Annotated in this window: 21 protein-coding genes; 10 read left to right on the forward strand and 11 right to left on the reverse strand. The window is 41.6% G+C overall.

Annotated features, from left to right (window positions below):
• Nucleotides 1-26 precede the first annotated feature (26 nt).
• Complete coding sequence (locus MF4640_RS06210; protein WP_005400241.1) at nucleotides 27-1,232, reverse strand: acetyl-CoA C-acetyltransferase; 1,206 nt, start codon at nucleotides 1,230-1,232, stop codon at nucleotides 27-29.
• A 191-nt stretch (nucleotides 1,233-1,423) separates the two neighbouring features.
• The gene (locus MF4640_RS06215) at nucleotides 1,424-2,434 is read right to left on the reverse strand and encodes an AraC family transcriptional regulator (protein ID WP_004695134.1); all 1,011 of its coding nucleotides are present in this window, start codon (nucleotides 2,432-2,434) and stop codon (nucleotides 1,424-1,426) included.
• A gap of 209 nt (nucleotides 2,435-2,643) precedes the next feature.
• Between MF4640_RS06215 and MF4640_RS06220 the strand changes: the two genes are divergently transcribed.
• The 6 genes from MF4640_RS06220 (at nucleotide 2,644) to MF4640_RS06245 (ending at nucleotide 10,702) form a co-directional block, all read left to right on the forward strand.
• Nucleotides 2,644-3,762 carry a CaiB/BaiF CoA transferase family protein gene (locus MF4640_RS06220; RefSeq protein WP_078389028.1) on the forward strand — a complete coding sequence of 373 codons (1,119 nt, stop codon included), beginning with the start codon at nucleotides 2,644-2,646 and terminating at the stop codon, nucleotides 3,760-3,762.
• Nucleotides 3,763-3,881: 119 nt separating this feature from the next.
• Nucleotides 3,882-5,156 carry a carbohydrate porin gene (locus MF4640_RS06225; protein WP_078389029.1) on the forward strand — a complete coding sequence of 425 codons (1,275 nt, stop codon included), beginning with the start codon at nucleotides 3,882-3,884 and terminating at the stop codon, nucleotides 5,154-5,156.
• A gap of 184 nt (nucleotides 5,157-5,340) precedes the next feature.
• Nucleotides 5,341-7,743 (forward strand): glucose/quinate/shikimate family membrane-bound PQQ-dependent dehydrogenase, encoded by a 2,403-nt coding sequence (locus MF4640_RS06230; protein ID WP_078389030.1) that lies wholly within the window; start codon nucleotides 5,341-5,343, stop codon nucleotides 7,741-7,743.
• Between the two features lie 380 nt (nucleotides 7,744-8,123).
• A complete protein-coding gene (locus tag MF4640_RS06235) occupies nucleotides 8,124-9,767 on the forward strand; it encodes a nitrite/sulfite reductase (protein WP_078389031.1) in 1,644 nt (547 codons plus the stop codon).
• Nucleotides 9,760-10,245 (forward strand): DUF934 domain-containing protein, encoded by a 486-nt coding sequence (locus MF4640_RS06240; protein WP_078389032.1) that lies wholly within the window; start codon nucleotides 9,760-9,762, stop codon nucleotides 10,243-10,245. The genes MF4640_RS06235 and MF4640_RS06240 overlap by 8 nt, the downstream gene beginning before the upstream one ends.
• A gap of 103 nt (nucleotides 10,246-10,348) precedes the next feature.
• Nucleotides 10,349-10,702 (forward strand): DMT family transporter, encoded by a 354-nt coding sequence (locus MF4640_RS06245; RefSeq protein ID WP_010327442.1) that lies wholly within the window; start codon nucleotides 10,349-10,351, stop codon nucleotides 10,700-10,702.
• Nucleotides 10,703-10,716: 14 nt separating this feature from the next.
• On the opposite strand, the gene MF4640_RS06250 is transcribed toward MF4640_RS06245, so the two are convergent.
• The 3 genes from MF4640_RS06250 to MF4640_RS06260 form a co-directional block, all read right to left on the reverse strand.
• A complete protein-coding gene (locus MF4640_RS06250; RefSeq protein WP_078389033.1) occupies nucleotides 10,717-11,169 on the reverse strand; it encodes a VOC family protein in 453 nt (150 codons plus the stop codon).
• A 183-nt stretch (nucleotides 11,170-11,352) separates the two neighbouring features.
• Nucleotides 11,353-12,528: a thiolase family protein gene (locus MF4640_RS06255; RefSeq protein ID WP_078389034.1), complete on the reverse strand. Its 1,176-nt coding sequence runs from the start codon at nucleotides 12,526-12,528 to the stop codon at nucleotides 11,353-11,355.
• 100 nt (nucleotides 12,529-12,628) lie between these two features.
• Nucleotides 12,629-13,153, reverse strand: a complete 525-nt coding sequence (locus MF4640_RS06260) for a GspH/FimT family protein (RefSeq protein WP_078389035.1) — start codon at nucleotides 13,151-13,153, stop codon at nucleotides 12,629-12,631.
• A 374-nt stretch (nucleotides 13,154-13,527) separates the two neighbouring features.
• Between MF4640_RS06260 and omp38 the strand changes: the two genes are divergently transcribed.
• Nucleotides 13,528-14,538, forward strand: coding sequence for an outer membrane protein Omp38 (gene omp38, locus MF4640_RS06265; RefSeq protein WP_078389036.1), 1,011 nt, complete (start codon nucleotides 13,528-13,530; stop codon nucleotides 14,536-14,538).
• A gap of 647 nt (nucleotides 14,539-15,185) precedes the next feature.
• Here the strand turns inward: omp38 and MF4640_RS06270 are convergent.
• From MF4640_RS06270 to MF4640_RS06280, 3 genes are all read right to left on the reverse strand, one after another.
• Nucleotides 15,186-16,649 (reverse strand): amino acid permease, encoded by a 1,464-nt coding sequence (locus MF4640_RS06270; protein WP_078389037.1) that lies wholly within the window; start codon nucleotides 16,647-16,649, stop codon nucleotides 15,186-15,188.
• 9 nt (nucleotides 16,650-16,658) lie between these two features.
• A complete protein-coding gene (locus MF4640_RS06275; RefSeq protein ID WP_004983119.1) occupies nucleotides 16,659-17,684 on the reverse strand; it encodes a class I SAM-dependent methyltransferase in 1,026 nt (341 codons plus the stop codon).
• A 67-nt stretch (nucleotides 17,685-17,751) separates the two neighbouring features.
• Nucleotides 17,752-19,122 (reverse strand): uracil-xanthine permease family protein, encoded by a 1,371-nt coding sequence (locus MF4640_RS06280; RefSeq protein ID WP_078389038.1) that lies wholly within the window; start codon nucleotides 19,120-19,122, stop codon nucleotides 17,752-17,754.
• Between the two features lie 171 nt (nucleotides 19,123-19,293).
• On the opposite strand from MF4640_RS06280, the gene typA reads away from it, so the two are divergent.
• Both typA and mscL read left to right on the forward strand, forming a co-directional pair.
• Nucleotides 19,294-21,132, forward strand: a complete 1,839-nt coding sequence (gene typA, locus MF4640_RS06285; RefSeq protein WP_004695169.1) for a translational GTPase TypA — start codon at nucleotides 19,294-19,296, stop codon at nucleotides 21,130-21,132.
• Between the two features lie 201 nt (nucleotides 21,133-21,333).
• Nucleotides 21,334-21,768: a large conductance mechanosensitive channel protein MscL gene (gene mscL / locus MF4640_RS06290; protein ID WP_004695171.1), complete on the forward strand. Its 435-nt coding sequence runs from the start codon at nucleotides 21,334-21,336 to the stop codon at nucleotides 21,766-21,768.
• Between the two features lie 47 nt (nucleotides 21,769-21,815).
• Here mscL and MF4640_RS06295 read toward each other — a convergent pair whose 3' ends face one another.
• Nucleotides 21,816-22,508: a hypothetical protein gene (locus MF4640_RS06295; RefSeq protein WP_078389039.1), complete on the reverse strand. Its 693-nt coding sequence runs from the start codon at nucleotides 22,506-22,508 to the stop codon at nucleotides 21,816-21,818.
• Between the two features lie 221 nt (nucleotides 22,509-22,729).
• On the opposite strand from MF4640_RS06295, the gene MF4640_RS06300 reads away from it, so the two are divergent.
• Nucleotides 22,730-23,059 carry a gamma-glutamylcyclotransferase family protein gene (locus tag MF4640_RS06300; protein WP_078389040.1) on the forward strand — a complete coding sequence of 110 codons (330 nt, stop codon included), beginning with the start codon at nucleotides 22,730-22,732 and terminating at the stop codon, nucleotides 23,057-23,059.
• Between the two features lie 58 nt (nucleotides 23,060-23,117).
• On the opposite strand, the gene MF4640_RS06305 is transcribed toward MF4640_RS06300, so the two are convergent.
• Both MF4640_RS06305 and mutM read right to left on the reverse strand, forming a co-directional pair.
• A complete protein-coding gene (locus MF4640_RS06305; protein ID WP_004695176.1) occupies nucleotides 23,118-23,402 on the reverse strand; it encodes a peptidylprolyl isomerase in 285 nt (94 codons plus the stop codon).
• Nucleotides 23,399-24,253 carry a bifunctional DNA-formamidopyrimidine glycosylase/DNA-(apurinic or apyrimidinic site) lyase gene (gene mutM, locus MF4640_RS06310; RefSeq protein WP_078389041.1) on the reverse strand — a complete coding sequence of 285 codons (855 nt, stop codon included), beginning with the start codon at nucleotides 24,251-24,253 and terminating at the stop codon, nucleotides 23,399-23,401. The genes MF4640_RS06305 and mutM overlap by 4 nt, the downstream gene beginning before the upstream one ends.
• Between the last annotated feature and the right edge of the window lie 39 nt (nucleotides 24,254-24,292).

The following is a 24,292-nucleotide window of genomic DNA, read 5'->3' on the forward strand; positions in this document are numbered from 1 at the left end:
TCAAATGCTCAATAAAATTTAGGTGGTTATACCAACTCAATAATGGTCGCAATACCCATGCCACCACCCACACATAATGTTGCCAAGCCACGCTTTTTGCCTTGACGTTCTAATTCATCCAGTAAAGTTCCGAGAATCATCGCACCTGTCGCACCCAATGGATGCCCCATTGCAATTGCGCCACCATTCACATTGACTTTCTCAGCAGGAACTTTTAATTCCGTCATAAAACGCATCACCACTGATGCAAATGCTTCATTGACTTCCAATAGATCAATATCGTCAATCGTTAAGCCTGCTTTTGCCAATGCTTTACGAGCAGCAGGTGCAGGCCCTGTCAGCATAATGGTTGGATCTGAACCCACCAATGCGGTCGCCAATACTTTGGCACGTGGTTTTAAACCTTGTTCTTTGACCGCTTTCTCGGAAGCAAGTAATACAAGTGCCGCACCATCGACAATACCCGATGAGTTTCCTGCATGATGCACATGGTTAATTTTTTGCGCTTCTGGATATTGTTGTAATGCAATCGCATCAAAACCCATTGCACCCATCATTTCAAAACTTGGATTGAGTTTTGCTAAACCATCTGCTGTTGTTGACGGTTTGATAAATTCATCTTGATCTAAAATGGTCACGCCGGCTTTGTCTTTAATAGCAACCACTGATTGATTGAAATAACCCGCAGCTTGTGCAGCTGCTGCTTTGCGTTGCGAATTTGCTGCAAATGCGTCGACATCTGAACGGGTATAACCATCCAATGTTGCAATTAAATCTGCGCCAATCCCTTGCGGAACAAAGTGTGATTTTAAATTTGTTTCAGGGTCTAATGCCCATGGCCCACCATCTGAACCCATTGCAATACGTGACATCGACTCGACACCACCTGCAACAACCACATCTTCCCAACCTGAACGTACTTTTTGTGCAGCCATATTGACAGCTTCAAGACCTGAAGCACAGAAACGGTTGATTTGCACACCGGCAACATCATTATCCCACCCTGCCGCAATTGCAGCAGTTTTAGCAATATCACCACCTTGGTCTGCAATAGGCGTGACACACCCCAAGACAATATCGTCTACTTTAGACGTATCTAAGTGATGACGATCTTTGAGTTCATTCAATAATGTTGTCAGTAAAGTAATCGGCTTCACTTCATGCAATGAACCATCTTTCTTTCCTTTTCCGCGTGGTGTGCGAATGGCGTCAATAATATAAGCCTCGCTCATAGCTGTTCCTTTTTATGACTTTTAAGTTGTTATGTATTTCGAGTGTACAAATTAATGGCTGTGTTGCAATGACTAGAACGGGTCAGGTCAGATGAGTCTTTTTGCCAATAGACTGAAGAGTTGAGCATAAAAAAACCCAAGATCGAAATCTTGGGTTTAGCAATGTGCCGAACCGTCGTTAAACTAGAAAATTAGTGATAGCCGTGTAGTTGGCGATATAAACCGGGTGTGACCCCAGTCCACTTTTTAAATGCACGGTGGAAGGTACTGGTTTCACTAAAGCCCACTTGTTGTGCCACATCTTCTAAAGTCAAACCTGGGTTCAATAGTAGGTGGATCGCGGCATCACGACGTAATGCATCTTTCACGCCTTGGTAACTTTTACCTTCAGCGGCTAAGCGGCGACGCAACGTTTGTGGAGATAAATACAGCATAGAAGCCACATCATTCAGAGTTGGCATTTCCTCACCAATTTGGCTCTTCAATACATCACGAATACGTGAAGTGAGTGAGTTGGTGTTTTTAAATTTCACCAACAACTGTGCAGGCGCGGCTTTTAAAAACTCTTCTAACGTTTCTTCATTTTGACGAATTGGTAAGTCCAAATAATCTGCCGCAAAAGTGATTTCGGTACGCGGCATGTCGAACTGCATCACAGGTGCGAAGAACAGGGCATCATACTCATCTGCATGAGTCGGACGTTCATAACCAAAGTGCACACGTTCCAGCGGTAAACGACGTTCAATCAACCAAGACGCGAGACCATGCCAAATCATCAGCATACTTTCGGTAATGAAGTGATCTGGGTCCATCGATTTCGGAATCTGAGGAACAAGACGAGCTTCATGCTTGTCGCGCTCTAATGTCACCGACCACTCATCACCAAACAATTTATAAAACTGTGACGACAGTTCTAAAGCATCACCTAAGGTTTTGGCATGAATAATCAGCTGACACATGATGGCAAACGTACCTAAACGGCGTGGTTGCTTATCGAAGCCAACATGTTCGTCTTGGGTCACCATCCATAACATTTTAACGAAGCGAGTATATTGTTCTGGAGAAATACGGGCTTTAGGTTGACGCAGTAGTTCTGCCTCAATCCCTACGTGAGAAAGTAATGTTTCGACATCCATGCCGAGACGTTTTACGCCAGTTAAAGCCGCATTGACGAAATGGATACTAATGGTATCGCGGCTCATATTTAATCCTTCAGTCTCTTTTATATTCACTTGCGTTTGACCTAAATGACGCTAAAAAAAGTATTTTAGGCAATTTACACTAAAGTTTTTTGCCTTTTTACATGTTAAATTGCCGAAATGATCAAGGTAAATGGCTGAACATGACATTGTTTTGTTGCTTTTATATTTCTAAAATAGCTAAAAAATCAACATAAAAAGAGAAAATAAACATGGATATGGCATTGAAAGGATTGAAAGTTCTCGATTTTTCTACACTTTTACCTGGACCTTTTGCAACAATGTACTTAGCAGACCTAGGTGCAGAAGTGATCCACATCGAGTCTCCAACCCGCCCCGATCTGATCCGTTTAATGCCACCTTATGCCAATGGACAGGCCACTGCACATAGTTATCTCAACCGAAATAAACATGCTGTCGCTCTTGATTTGAAAGATCCTGCCAATATTGAACTGATCAAATCGAAAATTTCAGACTATGACATTGTGATTGAACAATTCCGTCCAGGCGTGATGCAAAGATTGGGACTCGATTATCAGATCTTATCTGAAATTAATCCGCGCTTGATCTATTGTTCCATTACGGGTTATGGGCAAACAGGAGGGTATCAAAATAAAGCAGGACACGATATCAACTATGTGGCTTTGTCAGGTATCGCGGGACATAGTGGCCGACAGCACAGTGGACCACCACCAATGGGGATTCAAATTGCGGATATTGCAGGCGGCTCTTTGCATAGTGTGATTGGAATTTTAGCCGCAGTAATTGAAAGACAGCGGAGTGGTTTGGGACAGTATATTGATATTTCCATGACCGACTGTGTGGTGGGACTCAGTAGTATGGCCGCAGCTGCGAGCTTAGCAGGGCAGGAAAAACAAGGGCCCGAGCAAAGCTATCTCAATGGTGCGACTTTTTATGACTATTATGAAACGCAAGATGGGCGTTATTTATCGATTGGGAGTTTAGAGCCACAGTTTTTATATGGGTTGGCCCAGATTTTAGAATTGCCGATTGTGGCTGAAAAAGGAGCCTCACTGGCAACCGAAGACCGTCAGGTGGTGAAACAAGCAATAAAAGACAAAATTAAAACCCAAGATTTTGCCACGTGGAATGCAATTTTTCAGCAGCAAGATGTCTGCGTTGAGCCTGTATTTAAGTTGGATGAAGCACTCGATTCGCAGTTGGCCAAAGATCGTGCATGGGTGGTTTCTGTACCTTTACAAGAGGGGAGTACAAAAAGCGAACAACAATTAGCTTGTCCAATTAAGTTTTCACGTTCAAAAATAAGATATGAATTTATAGGCAAACCACTTGGTTTTGATTCTTTGTGAATATCATATAGCGATAATTTGAATAGATTTAAAACAACAAAACGTCATAAAATGGGTTTTTATACAAATAAAGCGTATCATATCGATTAGTTGTAATTTTGTAAGAAAGGTCACCAATTATGAATAAATGTAAAAGAAGTTGGTGTTTTAACCTCAGTCTCTTAGCGCTCAGTTGCTGCTTTCAAAGTGTGTATGCTGCAAATGCCTTTGAGGCAGAAAGCCCTTGGATGCTGGGTGACTGGAATGGTCAGCGCAGTGCATTGCAGCAAAAAGGCTACGACTTTAGCTTTGGCTATACGGGTGAAATGGCAACGTTGCTCGATGCCTCACATTCTTCAAGTCATGGTACCGAATATGCAGACCAGTTTGCATTCGGTACGCACTTCGATTTAGACAAGATTTTGGGCTGGCAGGATACTGAGGCTCAAATCACCATTACCCAACGCAATGGGCGTTCACTTTCTCAAACATCCGATGCTTTAGATGGACATCTAAGTTCCACTCAAGAAGTGTGGGGACGTGGACAAACGTGGCGTTTAACGGATTTGTGGATTAAGAAAAAGTTCATGGATCAAAAGTTAGACATCAAAGTCGGTCGTTTTGGTGAAGGTGAAGACTTCAACAGTTTCGACTGTGATTTCCAAAACCTTGCGCTCTGTGGCTCTCAAGTTGGTAACTGGGTCGGTGACCAGTGGTACAACTGGCCTGTCAGCCAATGGGCTGCACGAGTCAAATATAACCTTCGGCCAGACCTGTATGCACAAGTCGGGGTGTATGAATATAACCCTGAAAACTTAGAACGTGGCAAAGGCTGGAACTTAAGTACCGATGGTTCGCATGGTGCCATTATTCCTGCTGAAGTGGTGTGGCAACCTGCTGTAGGTATAAATAAGTTACCTGGCGAATATCGTGCGGGTTATTACTACAGTTCGGCAGATGCCACAGACATTCAAAACCCACAGCAAACCTCACATAAACAAGGCGGCTGGGTGGTTGCCAAGCAGCAACTCACAGCACATCACGGTGATGCCGCGCGCGGTTTAACAGGTTTTGTGAATCTCACGCTAAATGATTCAGATACCAATAAGATTCGTGACATGCAGAACATTGGTTTGGTCTATAAAGGCGCTTTTGATACCCGCCCTCAAGATGAAATCGCGATTGGCCTAGCCCGTATTAATATCAATGATGATGTCAATGACGCGAATATTGTCAATAACAGCGTCAAAGCCCGTTTACAAAGTGAAGAGTATGATGCCGAGATTTACTACGGTATACATGCAGCTAACTGGTTAACCATTCGTCCCAATATCCAATATATCCGCCATGTAGGCGCGTATAAAAATGGTGAAAATGCATGGGTCGGCGGAATTAAATTCCAGACCGCATTTTAGTTTCTAGATCGATAAGTATTTGTCCAACAAGGTTGATAAATACTTTTTACGGTTGTTTAAAGCATAAAACTGTTCGAAATAAGTCGTTTGGACAGATACTTAAAATCTAAAAACTGTCTAGGTGCTCATATCGATATTAAAACGATATGAGCTTTTAACAGAATCTAAGAAAAAGGTGGTCAATATGAGTACTCCGTCTTCAGGTTCAGGGCTTAAAACTTTTACAGCTGTGATTGCTGTAATCTTTGGTTTAGTCCTGCTGATAGGAGGGGTTTATCTTGCAGTACTTGGTGGGTCTTGGTACTACATCATTGCAGGTTTACTCTTCATCGCGACTGCAGTTCTACTGCAAAAATTAAAAAGTACGGCATTAATCGTTTATGCGTTGCTGGTCTTGGGTACGGTGGTTTGGGGCTTATGGGAAGTGGGTTCAGACTTCTTTGCCTTGGCACCACGTTTAGATATCCTTGGTTTATTTGGCTTATGGCTACTCATTCCAGCGGTTACACGCGGTTTTGACAACGCTAAAAGTGCAAAACTGGTTTTAACAGGTTCACTGGCAATTACTATTGCAGTGATGATCTATGCTGTATTTAATGACCCTCAAGAAATTCGAGGTGAACTAAGCAGCAAGCAGCCTGCAACCGCGCAGTCCATTCCAGGTGTTGCTGATGGCGACTGGCCTGCATATGGCCGTACTCAATCGGGCTTGCGCTATTCTCCTTTAACGCAAATTAATTCTGAGAATGTTAAAGATTTAAAAGTCGCTTGGACCTATAACACAGGCGACTTTAAAACAGAAAATGACTCTGGTGAAACCACCAATCAGGTCACCCCAATTAAAGTTGGGGACAATATGTATATCTGTACCACGCACCAAAAACTTGTTGCACTTGACCCTGCTACAGGTAAGGCGAAATGGACTTTTGATCCGAAACTTAAAGCGGACAATACTTTTCAGCACTTAACCTGTCGTGGTGTGTCTTATTATGATGCGAACAATACGGCTGGTTTTGAAGCCAGCTTGCAGCATAAAAAATCATCGTCTGAGCTATGTCCACGTAAAGTAATCCTACCTGTGAATGATGGCCGTTTAGTTGCCATCAACGCTGATACTGGTGAGCGTTGTACTGACTTTGGTAAAAATGGTGAAGTCGATTTACAAAAAGATATGCCGTTCCCTTATCCAGGCGGTTATATCCCAACGTCGCCACCTGTGGTCACAGGAACGACGATTATTATTGCGGGTTCAACCACAGATAACTATTCAACTGAAGAACCTTCAGGTGTGATCCGTGGTTATGATGTGAATACTGGTGCATTGTTGTGGGTCTTTGACACAGGTGCAGAAGATCCGAACGCGATTCCAGCTCCAGGTCAAAAGTATGTTCAAAACTCACCGAATGCTTGGGCACCATTAGCCTATGATGCAGCTTTGGATATGGTTTACATTCCAACGGGTGTGGGTACGCCAGATATTTGGGGCGGTAACCGTACCGAGTTGCATGAGCGTTATGCCAACTCAATGCTGGCACTGAATGCCTCAACAGGTAAGTTGGTGTGGAATTTCCAAACCACGCATCATGATTTGTGGGATATGGATGTACCATCGCAACCGACATTGACTGACATTAAAGACAAGTCGGGCAAAATGGTTCCTGCCATTTACGTGTTAACGAAAACGGGTAATGCTTTTGTTCTAGACCGTCGTACTGGTGCAGCCATTGTTCCAATTACGGAAAAACCTGTACCACAAACAGTGAAACGTGGGCCGCAAACCAAAGGTGAGCGTTACTCTGCGACACAACCTTTCTCAGACTTTGACCTTGCGCCAAAAGAGAAATTGACAGATAAGCAAATGTGGGGCGCAACCATGTTTGACCAGTTGATGTGCCGTGTATCTTTCCACAAACTGAATTATGACGGTATTTATACCCCGCCTTCAGAAAATGGAACTTTGGTTTTCCCAGGCAACTTGGGTGTATTTGAATGGGGTGGTATGTCCGTTAACCCTGATCGTCAAATTGCGGTGATGAATCCAATCGGTTTACCGTTTGTATCTCGACTCATTCCAGCCGATCCAAACCGTCCGAAAACAGCCAAAGGTGCAGGCACTGAAGCAGGTGTACAACCGATGTATGGTGTGCCTTACGGTGTAGAAATCAGTGCGTTCTTATCTCCATTTGGTTTGCCATGTAAACAGCCTGCTTGGGGCTTTGTGGCGGGTGTAGATTTAAATACCCATGAAGTTGCATGGAAGCGTCGCATTGGTACGATCCGTGATAGCTTACCAGGAATTCAATTACCACCATTTAAAATGGGGGTGCCTATGCTTGGTGGTTCAATCTCAACTGCGGGGAATGTGATGTTTGTCGGTGGTACGCAGGATAATTATATCCGTGCCATCAACGTGACCAATGGTGATGAACTTTGGAAAGGTCGTCTACCAGCGGGCGGTCAAGCAACACCAATGACCTATGAAGCCAATGGCAAACAATATGTGGTCATTATGGCGGGTGGTCATGGTTCATTTGGGACCAAGATGGGAGATGCTTTGGTGGCATATGCCTTACCCGATGCAAAATAATCTGCTGTAGTCATTTAAACTTTCAAATAGCCTGATTCGTCAGGCTATTTTTATGTCCAGTCGGTTTAAAAGGGCAAAATAAGAACGAGGAAGAAATAGAAAAATTGAGATTTGCCCAGAAAGCTGGGTTTAAAATTTATGCGGTAGCAATGCATTGCTTAGTGTGTATATCATAGGCTGAAAGGGGTTAGCTGAATAATGTATAAGTATCTAATAAAAAATACTTTAATCAGAAAAAACCTTTAGGATTAGGGACAAACAGTGCATCTACTTATCCTTATCAATAAAACAGCTATGAAATATGTAAAAAACGCATTTTGTTGATAGTTTAAATCTCGTTATGCTGTCAGCCGTTATAATGAAACTACTAGCTGTACGCCATGTATTTATATACTGATTTCGATCAGCAACTGATCAATGAACGTGTTGCACAGTTCCGTGACCAAACGGAACGTTATTTAGCTGGAAAACTCACTGAAGATGAGTACCGCCCATTACGTCTTCAAAACGGTCTCTATGTACAACGCTATGCACCAATGTTACGTATTGCTGTGCCTTATGGCTTAATGAACTCAACGCAATTGCGCAAAGTTGCAGAACTTGCAACTGAGTTTGACCGTGGTTATGCACACGTTTCAACGCGTCAGAATATTCAGTTTAACTGGCCTGCGCTAGAAAATGTTCCAGACATGCTTCAAGAGCTAGCTTCTGTACAAATGCATGCGATCCAAACTTCGGGTAACTGTATTCGTAACACGACTACAGACCAATATGCGGGTGTGGTTGCTGGTGAAGTGGCTGACCCACGTCCAACGTGTGAATTGATCCGTCAATGGTCAACCTTCCACCCAGAGTTTGCCTTCTTGCCACGTAAGTTCAAGATTGCTGTATCAGCACTTGAAGAAACTGATCGTGCAGCGACATCATTCCATGATATTGGGGTGTATATCGTTAAAAATGCAGCAGGCGAGATCGGCTATAAAATTAAAGTCGGTGGTGGCTTAGGTCGTACCCCTGTGATTGGTAGTTTCATTCGTGACTTCTTGCCACGTGAAGACCTGATTGCTTACTTAGAAGCAGTACTGCGTGTTTATAACTTACACGGTCGCCGTGATAATAAATACAAAGCACGTATTAAGATTTTGGTGAAAGCGTTGACGCCTCAAGTTTTTGCTGAAAAAGTCGAAGCTGAGTTTGCGCACACCATTAAAACTTTAAAAATTCAGCCTGAAATTTTGCAGAAATTAGACGAAGAATTTATACCGTTTGATTATCAAGATTATGCAGATGAAGATTTTTCTGAACAGTTTGCTGCACATCCGAAATTTAAACAGTGGTTCAATATCAATACCAATGCGCATAAAGTGAAGGGCTATCGTATTGTAACGATTTCGTTGAAGCGTACGGGTATTGCACCAGGTGACGTGACCACGGAAGAGATGAATTTGATTGCAGACCTTGCAGACAAATACACCTTTGGTGAACTGCGGACCACGCATGAGCAAAATATTTCTTTGGTGGATGTTCCGCAAAAAGATTTGTTTGAACTGTGGACTATTCTTGAGAAAAACAATCTAGCACGTGCGCACATCGGTTTCTTAACCGACATTATTTGCTGCCCAGGCGGTGACTTCTGTTCACTGGCAAATGCGAAATCGATTCCTATTTCAGAAGCGATTTCACGCCGTTTTGATGATTTAGATACCATTTATAACCTTGGCAAACTGGATCTGAATATCTCAGGTTGTATGAATGCCTGTGGTCATCACCATGTGGGCAACATTGGTATTTTAGGTGTGGACAAAAAAGGCGCTGAATTCTACCAAATCACTTTGGGTGGTAATGCCGATCATGATGCTTCAATTGGTGACATCTTAGGCCCATCATTTGCAGCTGAAGTTGTGCCAGATATCGTTGAAGAAATTTTAAATACCTATCTTGACCTTCGTGCTGAGGGTGAAGAATTCATCGACACTTATCGCCGTGTGGGCATTCAACCCTTTAAGGAGCGTGCATATGCTTAATACAGCACTACAAGTCCTCTCTAAAGATGGCTCGATTGCAGACAATACTTATCAGGTGATTGGTGAAGATGGTGTTTTACCGCAAGGTGATGTGGTTTTAACGGTTGAGCAGTTAGATCAATTGGCTCAAGTTTCAGGTAAAAAAGCACTCCTTGTTACAGTCGATGCTTCTCCTGAAACGCATGAGTTCCCTTTAGATCAGTTAGATGCCATCTTTATTGATTTTGCGGGTTTTAACGATGGTCGTGGCTATTCATTTGCAGCGCTATTACGTCGCCAAGGTTTCCAAGGTGAACTACGCGCAACAGGTGATGTGTTTAAAGATGTCTTGAATTACATGAAACGTTCAGGCTTTGATACCTTTGTTATTAAAGAAGGTAAAGACATTCTTGAAGCTGCTGCGGGTTTAAATGATTTTAGAAATCCGTATCAAGCATCAACAGCCGTTGCTCAAGCCAGTTATCAAACAGGCGCTTAAATTTTCAAGTGAATAAAAAGCTGGACTTCGGTTCAGCTTTTTTGTATTTATACGCAGCATTTTTGATGCACAAATTGAAGAAAAAGAAGCAGGTAGATTGGACATGATGGCACTTTTTGCAAAAATTAATCCTGGTGTCATTTGGCTACTCATTGCTATTGCTACAGATGTGCTTTCGACTTTTTATTCCGCAAAAGGTAATGGCTTGGTCAATAAATTGGATCAAGGTATTGCACTGGTGCTTTACATGATTTCTTTTGCGTGTGCCGCCTATGCCTTGAAATTTATGCAAGCGGGAATTTTATATGTGCTGTGGTCTGGCATTGGTGTCATCGCCACAGCACTTCTTGCTAAAGCATTTTTAGGACAGAGCATCGATTTGGCTGGATGGCTCGGTATCGGTTTTATTACCGTGGGGCTCACCATTATTGCGCAATTCTCAAATATTGATGTTTAAAAAGAAGATACATTTTATCCTTCTTCTAATTGACAATTTACCATCCATTTCACTCCAAATTGATCGGTAAATGCACCATAGAGTGCACCCCAAAAGGTTTTCTCTAGAGGCATCTCTATTTTTCCATTGACTGAAAGCGCATCAAATAAGCGTTTTGCATCGGCTTGTTCATGGGCATCCAAGTTAATCGAAATATAATGGTTGTTGCCTACAGTAAAGACAGTATTGCTTTGGGCGCAAAACTGATCATTGGTATCCGAAGCCATCAGAATCGTGCTGGCATTGATGGGAAGTGAAACATGCATGATTTTTTGTTGGTCAGCTTCGGAAAGGGCGACTGAACTTTCATCTGAAGGTAAGTCTCCATAACGCATGAACGTTGCAAACTCTCCACCAAAGACAGATTTGTAAAAATTAAAAGCGGCTTCAGTTTGACCATCAAAGTTGAGGTAGTGATTCAGTTGCATTATCTTATCCTTGTTGTTTTTTTCGACGTTATTTTAACAAGTCGTTGAGATCGCCCCTAATACAATCTTGTAATAAAAAATCCCTCGCAGTCGAGGGATTTTCATAAATATCGCTTTTATATCAGCTAATCATCCAATCTTTTATTGTATAAAATATGTCAATAAAAGAGGGCTACTTGCATCTTAAAGTAATTCAATCGCTACAGCAGTTGCTTCACCACCGCCGATGCAGAGTGCCGCAATCCCTTTTTTACCCCCTGTGCGTTTAAGCGCATGAATCAAAGTCAGGATAATACGTGAGCCTGTTGAACCGACAGGGTGACCCAGTGCGCAAGCTCCACCATTGATGTTCACTTTTGCAGGATCAAGTTTGAATTCATCGATTGGACACATAGTTACCATCGCAAAAGCTTCATTGATTTCCCAAAGGTCTACGTCCTGCGCATTCCAACCTGTTTTCTTAAGCACTTTTTCAATTGCACCGACTGGTGCAATGGTGAACTCTGATGGATGTTGTGAGTTCGATGCATAAGCCACAATTTTGGCTAATGGTGCTAAACCTTTGTTCGATGCATTTTCTGCTGAAGTTAAAACCAGTGCGGATGCGCCATCCGAGATTGAGCTTGCATTTGCTGCAGTGATGGTGCCGTCTTTAGCAAAAGCAGGGCGAAGGCTTGGAATTTTTGCAATGTTGGCGTTGAACGGTTGTTCATCTTTATCAACGACAACATCACCTTTGCGAGATGAAACGGTCACAGGCACGATTTCATCTGCAAAGTAACCTTCGTTGACCGCTGTTTGTGCACGCTCTAAAGAACGAATCGCGAAGGCATCCATTTGCTCACGCGTATAGCCACGGGTATTGGCCATATCTTGTGCAAAAGAACCCATCAATCGACCTGTTTCTGCATCTTCTAAGCCATCAAGGAACATGTGGTCTTTGACATCGCCATGTCCCATACGGTAGCCCGCACGCGCTTTGGTTAAAATATAAGGAGCATTGGTCATCGACTCCATGCCACCTGCAACCACGATATTTGCTGAACCTGCTTTGATCATATCCGCAGCTTGCATTACTGCTTTCATGCCAGAACCACATAATTTATTGATGGTCACGGCACCTGTTGAATCAGGTAAACCTGCTTGGCGCATAGCTTGACGTGCTGGACCTTGCTTTAATCCAGCAGGTAGAACACAGCCCATGATTACTTCTTCTACATCGTTTGCGTGTAGGCCAGCACGAGCAATCGCTTCTTTAATCGTCACAGCACCGAGCTCTGGAGCGGTTACACTGGCTAAACTGCCTTGAAAACCGCCCATTGCTGTACGAGCACCATTCACAATTACGATGTCTGTCATTTTCTTCTCCGAATCACTTATACGTTTTGTTGGAAACTTAAGCAGTATATGCAAATTTGCTAACGAGAAAAGCTGAAAACGTGATTATGGACTCATGGGTCTAGTTACAGGTATTGATGAGTTCAGTTCGGATCTGCCCCATTTTGCTCATGACCAGTTTAAAGTGATCCTGACTTTGTATAGAGCAGTAATAGAAGGTTCCATTTGAGCCAAGGGGGAGGCCATTTTCAGCTTTGAAGCTTAAAGATGGAAGATTGAGTGTGCCACGCCAATCAAGATTGCCATATTTGAGCTGCTGTTGTTCTGTCCGAATAATCGTTTCATTGATATCTACTCGTCGGTTTTTATTATTATCGATAAATACAATAAAGCCTGTGTTCCATTGGTGATTCTGACATTGAACGAGGTCTTGACTTGGACAAATGGTGATATTTTGACGTTGCAGGTTGGCCATATTTTTGGCTGCCTGAATACTATTTCGTAATGTATTCAGTGTTTTGCTGCGTTCTTGTGAGGCCATATACTGATGAAAGTGAGGAAGCGCGATTGTACAAATGATCATAATAATGCTAATAGTGATCATGAGTTCGAATAAAGTGAACCCTTTTTTATTTATATAAAACATATGGTTATCCAGTTTTGTTGTTATGGGCTATTTTTTATTTATTAAAGCTTTGTTTATCAAACAAATTTTATACATAATTAGTAGTACTCAACTTGTTTAAAAAGCTGTTAAAATGTAAGACAAGTGAAAATAAGCTATTCGCAAGTAAAAATTGAGTAAAAAATTACCGAATTACAACGGAAATTGTAAGTAATTTTGTCAATAATTTACTTGATTAAAGTTATCAAGCACTTGGAAAAAAAATAAAGTGTTTGTATGATTCATTGCGAATAGCTTAAAAATAAAACTGGGGTATAAAAAAGCCTATCTCAGAATGGTTAAATAATTTTAAGCTTAAGCTTGAAAAACAATTGTTATCTCTGGAGGATAAATCCATGAAAATGAGTCGTATTGCATTAGCAATGCTCGTAGCTGCTCCTTTAGCTGCTGCAAACGCGGGCGTAACTGTTACTCCATTAATGCTTGGTTACACTTTCCAAGACAGTAAACACAACAATGGTGGTGATCATTTAACAAATGGTCCTGAGCTACAAGACGATTTATTCGTTGGTGCAGCACTTGGCGTTGAATTGACTCCTTGGTTAGGTTTTGAAGCTGAATATAACCAAGTTAAGGGTGATATTGATTCGGCTGTTGCTAACTCAGAATACAAACAAACTCAAATCAACGGTAACTTCTACGCTACTTCTGATTTGATTACTAAAAACTACGACAGCAAAATTAAGCCATACGTACTATTAGGTGCTGGTCATTACAAATATGACTTAGGTGATATTGGTCTTAAAGATGACGAAGGCACTCTAGGTAATGCTGGTTTCGGTGCTTTCTGGCGCTTGAACGATGCTTTATCTCTACGTACTGAAGCTCGTGCTACTTACAACATCGATGAAGATTTCTGGAACTACACAGCGCTTGCTGGTCTTAATGTCGTTCTTGGTGGTCACTTGAAACCTGCTGCTCCAGTAGTAGAAGTTGCTCCAGTTGAGCCAGTTGCTCCAGTTCAACCACAAGAGTTAACTGAAGACCTTAACATGGAACTTCGTGTGTTCTTTGATACAAACAAATCAAACATCAAAGACCAATACAAGCCAGAAATCGCTAAAGTTGCTGAGAAGTTAGTGGAATATCCAAACGCTACTGCTCGCATCGAAGGTCACACAGACAATACTGGTCCACGTGCATTGAACGAACGTTTATCTTTAGCTCGTGCTAACTCTGTTAAATCGTCTCTAGTAAACGAATACAACGTTGACCCAGCTCGTTTGTCTACTCAAGGTTTCGCTTGGGACCAACCGATTGCTGACAACAAAACTAAAGAAGGTCGTGCTATGAACCGTCGTGTATTCGCGACAATTTCTGGCAGCCGTACAGTTCAAGCTCAATAATCTGAGTTTTAACTAAAAAACGACTCTTCGGAGTCGTTTTTTTATGTCTAAAATAATGAAATTTATGTTAACTCACATCGTTGAAAATAAACTCAAGCTCAATACAAGAGCCTTTAAGGCTTACGGTGTTCATGTTTATTTACGTATAGGATATTAAATACAGTTAGAAGTATTTCATTTTAGAGGATGAATATAAGAAGAATGAAGAGTGGATTTTAGTCACTCATGCTTCACGACATCGATCATAACTTTTGCCTTTAGAATGAATGGATATTTATAATTATTTTTATAAAGATTTGTTTGCCAGCGAGATAATATTTCTGGCTTGATATTTAGGGGGCTAGGAATTTGATAGAGATCAGTACTCAATGAACCGTAACATTTAGTTATTGCTGTGCGAATTGAGAGGCTAAATTTTTACAACCTAGATATGTAAATTGTTAATCGTATAAGTGAGCGGATGCTGGTTGCAGAATATTAACTAAGTTTAGGCTAGATCCGAGTCATAACTATCGATTCTATGTAACTTCAATAATTAAACTGTCTTATTGAAAATTGCGTTATTAATTTATGCTTTACGGCTTTAGCAAATGGATAAATGATAATAAAAAAACAGCCCGAAGGCTGTCTTTTATGATGAAAGGATTTTATTCGCGATCAGGATTCATTGGACTGACATCCATTTCTTGGTAAGAAACCAGTTTGGTTTTGTATTTCCATTTATAACCAAGCCAAATTGTCAAGAATAAGAAAATACCAATATAGGTCGATAAAACAGAGAGCCATTCGCCATCAAGTACTGCTTGGTAGTTTTGACCTAAAACAACAATGGCACATAGAATAAAGGCAAACCACGGTGCAAATGGGAAGAATTTTGCACGATAAGCTAAGTCTTCAACCTTATGACCTTGGGCAACATAGCCTTTACGGAAACGATAATGTGAAACAGCAATTCCTAACCAAACAATAAAGCCACACATACCTGACATGTTGAGCAGCCAATTAAAGACCTGTTCTTCTCCAATGAAAGTAGTTAAGAAGCAAAGTGCAGCAATTGCTGTTGTCGCATAAAGCGCATTCATAGGTACGCCGCGAGGGTCTAATTTGGCAAACACTTTAGGTGCACTGCCATTTTGAGCCATATTGAACAGCATGCGCGTCGATGAATACATCCCCGAGTTACCTGCCGATAGAATCGCGGTTAAAATCACGGCATTCATCACGCTGGCTGCAAAGGCAAACCCCGCTTTTTCATAGAGTAAGGTAAATGGAGAGAGTGCAATATTCTCTGATGAAGCCGCTTGTAACAAAAGTGGATCATCATATGAAATGAGTGTGCCGATAATGAAAATACACACCACATAAAACAGTAGAATACGCCAAAAAATCTGTTTGATGGCAATCGGAATCGTCTTTTGTGGATCTTTCGATTCACCTGCAGCAACACCGACCATTTCGGTACCTTGGAACGAGAACCCTGCAATCATCGCCACACCAATCAGTGCAGATAAGCCACCAACGAAGGGCGCTTCACCTTTGCTCCAGTTGGCAAAAGTTGCGACACCAGGCGTCATCATGATTTTACCAATCATGAAAATACCAATGATGATAAATACAATGATGGCAAGGACTTTAACCAAGGAGAAGAAGAATTCACTTTCACCAAAGCCTTTGACTGTCAGTGCATTGATCCCAAAGACAACAGCTAAGAAGAGAGCACTCCAGTAGAAACCGGGCAGGTCGGGAAACCAGAATTTCATGATGAATTGGACTGCAACCAATTCAAATGCAACCGTAATGGCCCAGTTATACCAATAGTTCCAGCCAAGGGCGAAACCAAAACCGCCTTCAACATACTTGGTGCCATAGGTGAAAAATGCACCCGATGTTGGGTTGTGTGTTGCCAACTCACCCAGACTGGTCATGAGAAAGTAAATCATCACACCAATTAGGCAGTAAGCTAATAACGCCCCGCCAGGACCAGCATTTGCAATGGTCGCACCTGAGGCAAGGAATAAACCTGTACCAATTGAACCACCAATCGCGATCATATTCAGATGGCGAGCTCCAAGCTTCCGCTTGAGTTGAGCTGGTTGAGTCGTTTCGCTCATCATTGTTCCTTAAGATTTCTTTTGTGTGCTAGCAAACAGCACTTTAAAGCCTTGTTGATCGGCTTTGGTTGTACATTGGCCAAAACTTTGCTCAATGAGTAATGGATAATTCAGAAAGCGGTTGGCAACAATCCACAACTCGCCATCCGATTTAAGATGGCGACGGGATGTTTTGCATAAATTTTCGCTGGCATTGTAATCTGTATGAATGCCTTGATGGAATGGGGGATTGCTGACGATTGCGTGTAAAAACAGAGGGGCATCCTCAATTCCGTGTACCGCTTTAATCTCAAGTTGTTCTGGTAAAAGGTTATTTTTCTCAAAAGTCATTTTTGTTGAAGCGAGTGCAAAGGCATCGACATCGAGTGCAAAAATGCGATTTTTCGGATTTAACTTGGCCAAATAAGCACTGATCACGCCTGCACCACAGCCAAAGTCTGCAATTTTTCCAGAAGTGACCTGTGAAAGGTGAGGCAATAACACGGCTGTACCCACGTCCAGACGATTTTGACTAAACACACCCGGTAATGCGCAAATCTGTAATTCACCTTTCGGGGTGGGCACGGTATAGAGTTGTGCCCAATCGGCCAAAGGTTTTGCGGTTACGGTTTTTTCGGTGACTAACTGCCACATTTGACAATGTCGAGCGCTGTCTAATTTGAGGGTTTTACCAAAAGGTTGCAGCTGTTTAGACGCGCGTTCTACACCGCCTTTCTTTTCACCGACTAAAAAGATCGATGCGCCTACGGCCAAACGACTCACCAGTTGGTGTAGGACATAATTGAGTAGTTCTTTTGACTTTGGAACAAACACGATGGCTTGATCAAAAGCGACATCAGGTAAATCTGTACCAAAATGCACATCACTTTGTTGGTTTTGGAAATATTGTAATTCGTTAAAATTCCATGTCCAAAAATGTGGTTCTACAGTACCAATTAGCTGTGTGTTTAATTCGTCACACGGTGCATTGACCAGTAAGACTGAACCAGAGAGAAATTCCTGCTGGCGAAGAACAACTTCACTTCGTGGATCCATTTTATATACTCCATTGTAAAAACGATGCCCAGACAGTGCTGGGCAAAGTGCATACTGAAATGAACAATTATTTCTTCGTTTCAGGAAGAATAATATTTAATAACAAGGCTGTAATACCACCTGTCGCAACACCCGAGCTAAAGATGTTACGGAATAATTCAGGTAAATGTTCCAAAATTTGTGGAACTTGTGCAACACCCAAGCCAAGCGCCAATGAAATGGCAATAATCAGTAGTGCGCGGCGGTCAAGATGAATACCTGACAGAATGTTAATTCCAGAAGCTGCTACAGCACCAAACATCACCATCACAGCACCGCCTAAAACAGCTTGGGGCACTGCCTGAATCACGCCTGCAACAGCAGGGAATAAACCTAAAATCACCAATAATGTAGCAATCCAGATGCCGACATAACGGCTCGCAACGCCAGTAAGTTGAATCACGCCATTGTTTTGTGCAAAGACCGAGCTAGGGAATGTATTGAAAATACCCGCAAGGAAAGAATTTGCACCATTTACCAAGACACCACCTTTAATACGCTCCATCCATGTTGCACCGTCGACAGGTTGGTTCGAGAGTTTAGAGGTTGCTGTAATATCACCAATCGCCTCTAAAGAGGTCACAAGGTAAATAAAGGCCATTGGAATAAACAAACTCCAAGAGAAGTCTAAACCAAAGTGCATTGGGGTTGGGATTTGAACCAGAGGTGCATCCTCAAGACCGGAAAAGTCGAGATGCCCCATAAACCCTGCCAATACATAACCGACAATCAGTGCGATTAAAATAGCCGAGCTTTTTACCCATGTAATACGGATGCGATTCAGCAAGATAATTAAGCCTAAAACCGTACACGACATGATTAAGTTGTCTGGATTGGCAAAGGTATTGTTTGACATGGCTTGATAGCCACCACCCATGCTGATCAGACCTTCTTTAATGAGAGTCAAACCAATCAATAACACCACAATGCCTGTGACCAACGGGGTAATGAGCATTTTCACCCAAGGCAGAATACGTGACACGCCCATTTCAATAAATGAACCTGCGATTACTACACCAAAAATTGCAGCCATGACGGATTCTACTGGAGTACCTGCAGCAACCATGGCAGAGCCAATTCCAATAATCGGGCCGATAAAGTTAAAACTGGTGCCCTGAACAATCAATAAGCCTGCACCAAAAGGTCCAACTTTTTTACATTGTAAGAAGGTTGCAATCCCTGAAATGACCAAAGACATGGATAAAATCATGTTGGTGTCTTCTTTCGACACACCAAGCGCTAGACAGATGAGTAAGCCCGGAGTAACAATTGGGACAATAATTGCAAGGAGATGTTGAAAGGCAGCAAGAAAAGCAATGATTGGGCGAGGGCGGTCGTTTAAACCATAGACCAAATCGAGTTGATCTGTTTGATTGGGAGAGAGTTTCTGATCAGACATATGTCAAAGGGTGTTAGCAAGGTGGCGCTATTCTAATCGCTTTACACAGCTTTACAAAATTAATTACACACCACTTATCAAAAAAAATGAGTCTGTCAATAAACTGTCACTACTAAATTCTATTATTTTTCTGTATAATTTGCCCTCAAACTTTAGGCGTATCGAATTTACATGTCAGATATCAAAACTCTCCGCAACATTGCCATCATTGCGCACGTTGACCACGGTAAAACCACTCTAGTAGACAAACTTTTACAGCAATCAGGTGCACTTGGCGATCGTGCAGGCGAGATTGAGCGTGTCATGGATTCAGGCGCGATTGAAAGTGAACGTGGTATTACCATTCTTGCAAAAAACACTGCAATCAAATGGTTAGATGCACGTACGAATACAGAATACCGTATTAACATCGTCGACACCCCAGGGCACGCGGACTTCGGTGGTGAAGTTGAACGTGTAATGTCGATGGTTGACTGTGTACTTCTTCTTGTTGACTCTCAAGAAGGCCCAATGCCACAAACTCGTTTCGTAACGCAAAAAGCGTTCGCACGTGGTTTGAAGCCAATCGTAATTATCAACAAAGTCGACAAGCCAAGCGCGCGTCCAGATTGGGTTATTGACCAAGTATTTGATTTGTTTGATAACCTTGGTGGTTCTGACGAACAGTTAGACTTCCCAGTTGTTTACGCTTCAGGTCTTCGTGGTGTTGCTGGTCCATCTCCAGAAGAACTTGCTGAAGATATGACTCCATTGTTCCAAACCATCGTAGACATTGTTGAGCCACCAGCAGTTGATGTTGATGGTCCATTCCAAATGCAGATTTCTTCACTTGACTATAACAGCTTCGTAGGTGTTATCGGTGTTGGTCGTATTCAACGTGGTTCAGTTGGTCTGAACACTCAAGTTACTGTAATTGATAAAGAAGGTAAGACTCGTAACGGTCGTATCTTAAAAATCATGGGTTACCACGGTTTAGAACGTGTTGATGTTGATTCTGCTCAAGCAGGCGATATCGTATGTATCACAGGTATTGATGAACTTCATATCTCTGACACAATTTGTGATCCGAAAAATGTTGAAGCTTTACCACCATTGTCTGTAGATGAGCCTACAGTAACGATGACTTTCCAAGTAAACAACTCACCGTTTGCTGGTAAAGAAGGTAAATTCGTAACTTCACGTAACATCCGTGAGCGTTTAGACCGCGAATTGATTCATAACGTAGCGTTACGTGTTGAAGACACAGACAGTCCAGACCGTTTCAAAGTTTCTGGTCGTGGTGAACTTCACCTTTCAGTTCTCATTGAAAACATGCGTCGTGAAGGCTTCGAGATGGGCGTATCTCGTCCACAAGTAATCTTGAAAGAAGTTGATGGCGAAAAGCAAGAGCCATACGAAAACGTAACATTTGACGTTGAAGAACAGCACCAAGGTTCTGTAATGGAGCAAATGGGTCACCGTAAAGGCGAAATGACGAATATGGAAGTTGACGGTAAAGGCCGTATTCGTATTGAAGCAACTGTTCCTTCACGTGGCTTAATTGGTTTCCGTTCAGAATTCTTGACCATGACTTCTGGTACAGGAATCATGACTTCAAGCTTCTCGCACTACGGTCCAATGAAACAAGGTACTGTTGCGAAACGTCAAAACGGTGTGTTGATTTCTATGGTTCAAGGTACTTGCCTGGGCTATGCATTGTTCACATTGCAGGACCGTGGTCGTCTATTTGCTAAACCTCAGTTAGAAGTTTACGAAGGTATGATCATTGGTATTAACTCTCGTTCAGATGACATGACAGTTAACCCAACTAAAGCAAAACAGTTAACAAACGTACGTGCTTCTGGTACTGATGATGCGTTGACTCTTGTTCCTGCTGTTGAATATACGCTTGAACAAGCGCTTGAATTCATTGAAGATGATGAATTAGTTGAAGTAACACCTAAGTCAATCCGTATCCGTAAGCGTTACTTGACTGAAAACGAACGTAAACGTAACCGTTCTGGTAAATAAGTTTTAAAAATGATGTTGCCCTATGCGGGGCCGTGACATTTAAAAATGCCATCAATTTATTGATGGCATTTTTTTGTTTAAAATTAGCAAACCAATATATAAAAGCAGATGATTTCCGAGTAAATTACATGGAAATGAAGCTATAAAATTAATGTATACTTCGTCACATAAATTAAAGTCAAAAAATAACTGGAGATTTAGATGAGTATTGTTCAAGAGTTCCGCGAATTTGCGGTAAAAGGCAACATGATTGATTTGGCTGTCGGTGTAATCATCGGTGGTGCATTTGGTAAAATTGTCGATTCATTGGTGAAAGACATCATCATGCCATTGATCACGGTTGTGACTGGTGGTGGTGTAGATTTCACACAGAAATTCTTTGTTTTAGGGGATAACCCAAACAATTTACAGTCTTTAGATGAGTTAACCAAAGCTGGGGTAAACGTCCTGACTTATGGTAACTTCCTTACGATTTTAATTAACTTCATCATTTTGGCATGGGTGGTGTTCTTAATGGTGAAAATGATTAATCGTATGCGCCGTAAACAAGAAGAAGCAGCGCCAGAACCAGCAGCAACGCCAGAAGATATCGAGTTGCTACGTGAAATTCGTGATGAATTGAAAAAACGTCAGTAATCGAACGGTTAAAATAAAACGGCACATCAAGTGCCGTTCGGCCTTTGTCAGATACATAAACCTGATTCAAAAATATGTGTTTCAGCAGCATTTAGGAATAATGCAAAGTGATCTGATGGAAATGTAACTTTTAATGCGACAACAATATTTTCGAATTCAGGAAATAATGTATCCAGGTGATCAAAAATCACTTCGCTGTTTATAAAAACTGTATTTCTATCAAGCCCTGTTTTCGCATCGTCTAAAGAATCGTAATGTTTAAATGGAATGGTGATGATTGTATTGTTGTCATACTGCTGTTGAGTCACCTGGGCTAAAAAATCATTTTTATCTTTAAAAAGAATGACAGCATCGGATAGAAATAAATACCATGTATTCGTCTTTAAATGTCCGATGACAATATCATCTGTACCTTGTTCCCGTTCCAGATATTGATTTGCTCCTCGATGAAACAGAATAAAATTTTCATTGCGTTGATATCGGTCATTTACTTCAGACAATCCTAAAACAAACTTTAACTCAGGATATTTTTTACTGAAAGCTGTTAAGTGTGGTATGAAATCGTACCATTTGGTTTCCTGATTAGTTTGACCGTCATTTGTCAGTGCCTTGATCATTTCATTCTCTGGATCAATATCAGGATCATCAAACATTTGTTGGATTATTTTTTGTTTTTCTCTAACGCTGATAGGATATTGATCTCTGATAATCCCTAAGCGATAATTAGAATATGCCCCCATGATTATTTCCTTGATATCAGTTGGTTTTATTAGTTTGAAAATAAACTTATTTAGCTGAAAATTTATTAAAATTCATTATCTTATTTAGTAAAATAGCATTTTTTTATTAGCCGGAATAGCAATAAAGACTTAATTTTTACAGTATAGAATGATCAGAAATTTATTTTAAACGTCAGTTTTTGATGTGTTGAAATCATGGAAAAAGTATAGAGCAGAAAATAATGAATCGTTTGTTTGTCTATGGGACACTTCGTCCAAATCATGAAAATGCCCATCTTTTAGAGCACATAGGTGGGACATGGCAAAAAGGCTATGTGCATGGCGTGGTACATATTTTGGATTGGGGACCCGACAAAGGCTTATTCGCCATCGTCTTAGATCCGCAAGCAGCAGCAGTTGAAGGATATTTTTTTAGCAGTGAAAAATTAACCGAACATTGGGATGCGTTGGATGAATTTGAAGGGATACAGTATCAACGGGTGAGGGTACAAGGGACGTTGGAATCTGGCGAACACGTTGATGCTTGGATATATGAGATGAAAGAGGCTTAATCAAATACAGTGTTCGTGATGTGTTTAGGCTTAAACACATCACACAACGCGCATCCTTTTAAAAATCCATACGGAATTTAATTTCTAGTAAATGAAAACCAAATTGGCTCTTGATGGGACCATGTAGTACTTTTTCAGCTGCACTAAAGACCAATTTATCAATCACAGGCACCAGTTGGCCTTTTTTGACTTCACCTAGTTCACCACCGCGTTTAGCTGAATTACAGGTGGAATATTGCTTGGCAATTTTGGCGAAATCGGCGCCATCGTGGATTTTCTTTTTCAGTTGTTCAGCGAGGTCTTTATCTTTGACCAAAATATGACGAACAATGGCAGTTTTCATTTGGTTTTTCCTCGAGCTGTGGCTTTGGGCTTAGGTTGCACTTTTTTCAGCGGTTGGCATTCGGGACAAAATACAGAAGCACGCTGTCCCAGTTTGATGTTTTCAAGCGTGGTTTCGCAGTTCACACACATTTCACCTGCTCGGCCATAAGCCAATAAAGTTTGTTGAAAGTAACCATTTTCACCCATTGCGTTGGAATAGTCCCGCAGGGTAGAACCACCTAAATCGATAGCCTGCTGCAAGATACGTTTAATCTCGACCACCAATTTTTCAATTTGGCTTGGCGTTAAACTAGACGCCACTTGCGCAGGGTGTATGCCCAAATTAAACAAACTCTCTGTGGCATAGATATTTCCAACACCAACCACCACATGGTTATCCATGATTGCAATTTTTATGCCGACCTGTTTGTTTTTCAACTTTTGACTTAAATATTCAGCGTTAAAATCAGCACTCAGTGGTTCAGGCCCAAGTGTATCGATTAACTTGGTTTGCGAATATTCATCCAACCATAAAATACATCCGAAGCGGCGCGGGTCATGGTAGCGTAGCTCGACATCTTCAAAACGAATAATCAAATGATCGTGTTTACGCAGGGTTTCACCCACCTCACAAATACGGAAACTACCAGACATACCCAAATGCCAAAGCATCGTGTCTTGTTCAAAAACGGCCAAAATGTATTTAGAACGGCGTTTGAGTTGAATTAAACGCTGTCCCACCAGTTTGCTGAGATCGGCGGGAATCGGCCAGCGCAGGCTCGACTGGCGAACTTCAATACTGAGTACTTGTTGATCTAATAACGGCGCTAAACTGGCTTTGGTGGTTTCAACTTCGGGTAATTCTGGCATGGCAACATGAGCTGATAAAACTTGAGGCTAATATTGCGG

This window comes from Acinetobacter sp. MF4640 (genome assembly GCF_002018895.1).
Taxonomy (GTDB): Bacteria; Pseudomonadota; Gammaproteobacteria; order Pseudomonadales; family Moraxellaceae; genus Acinetobacter; species Acinetobacter johnsonii.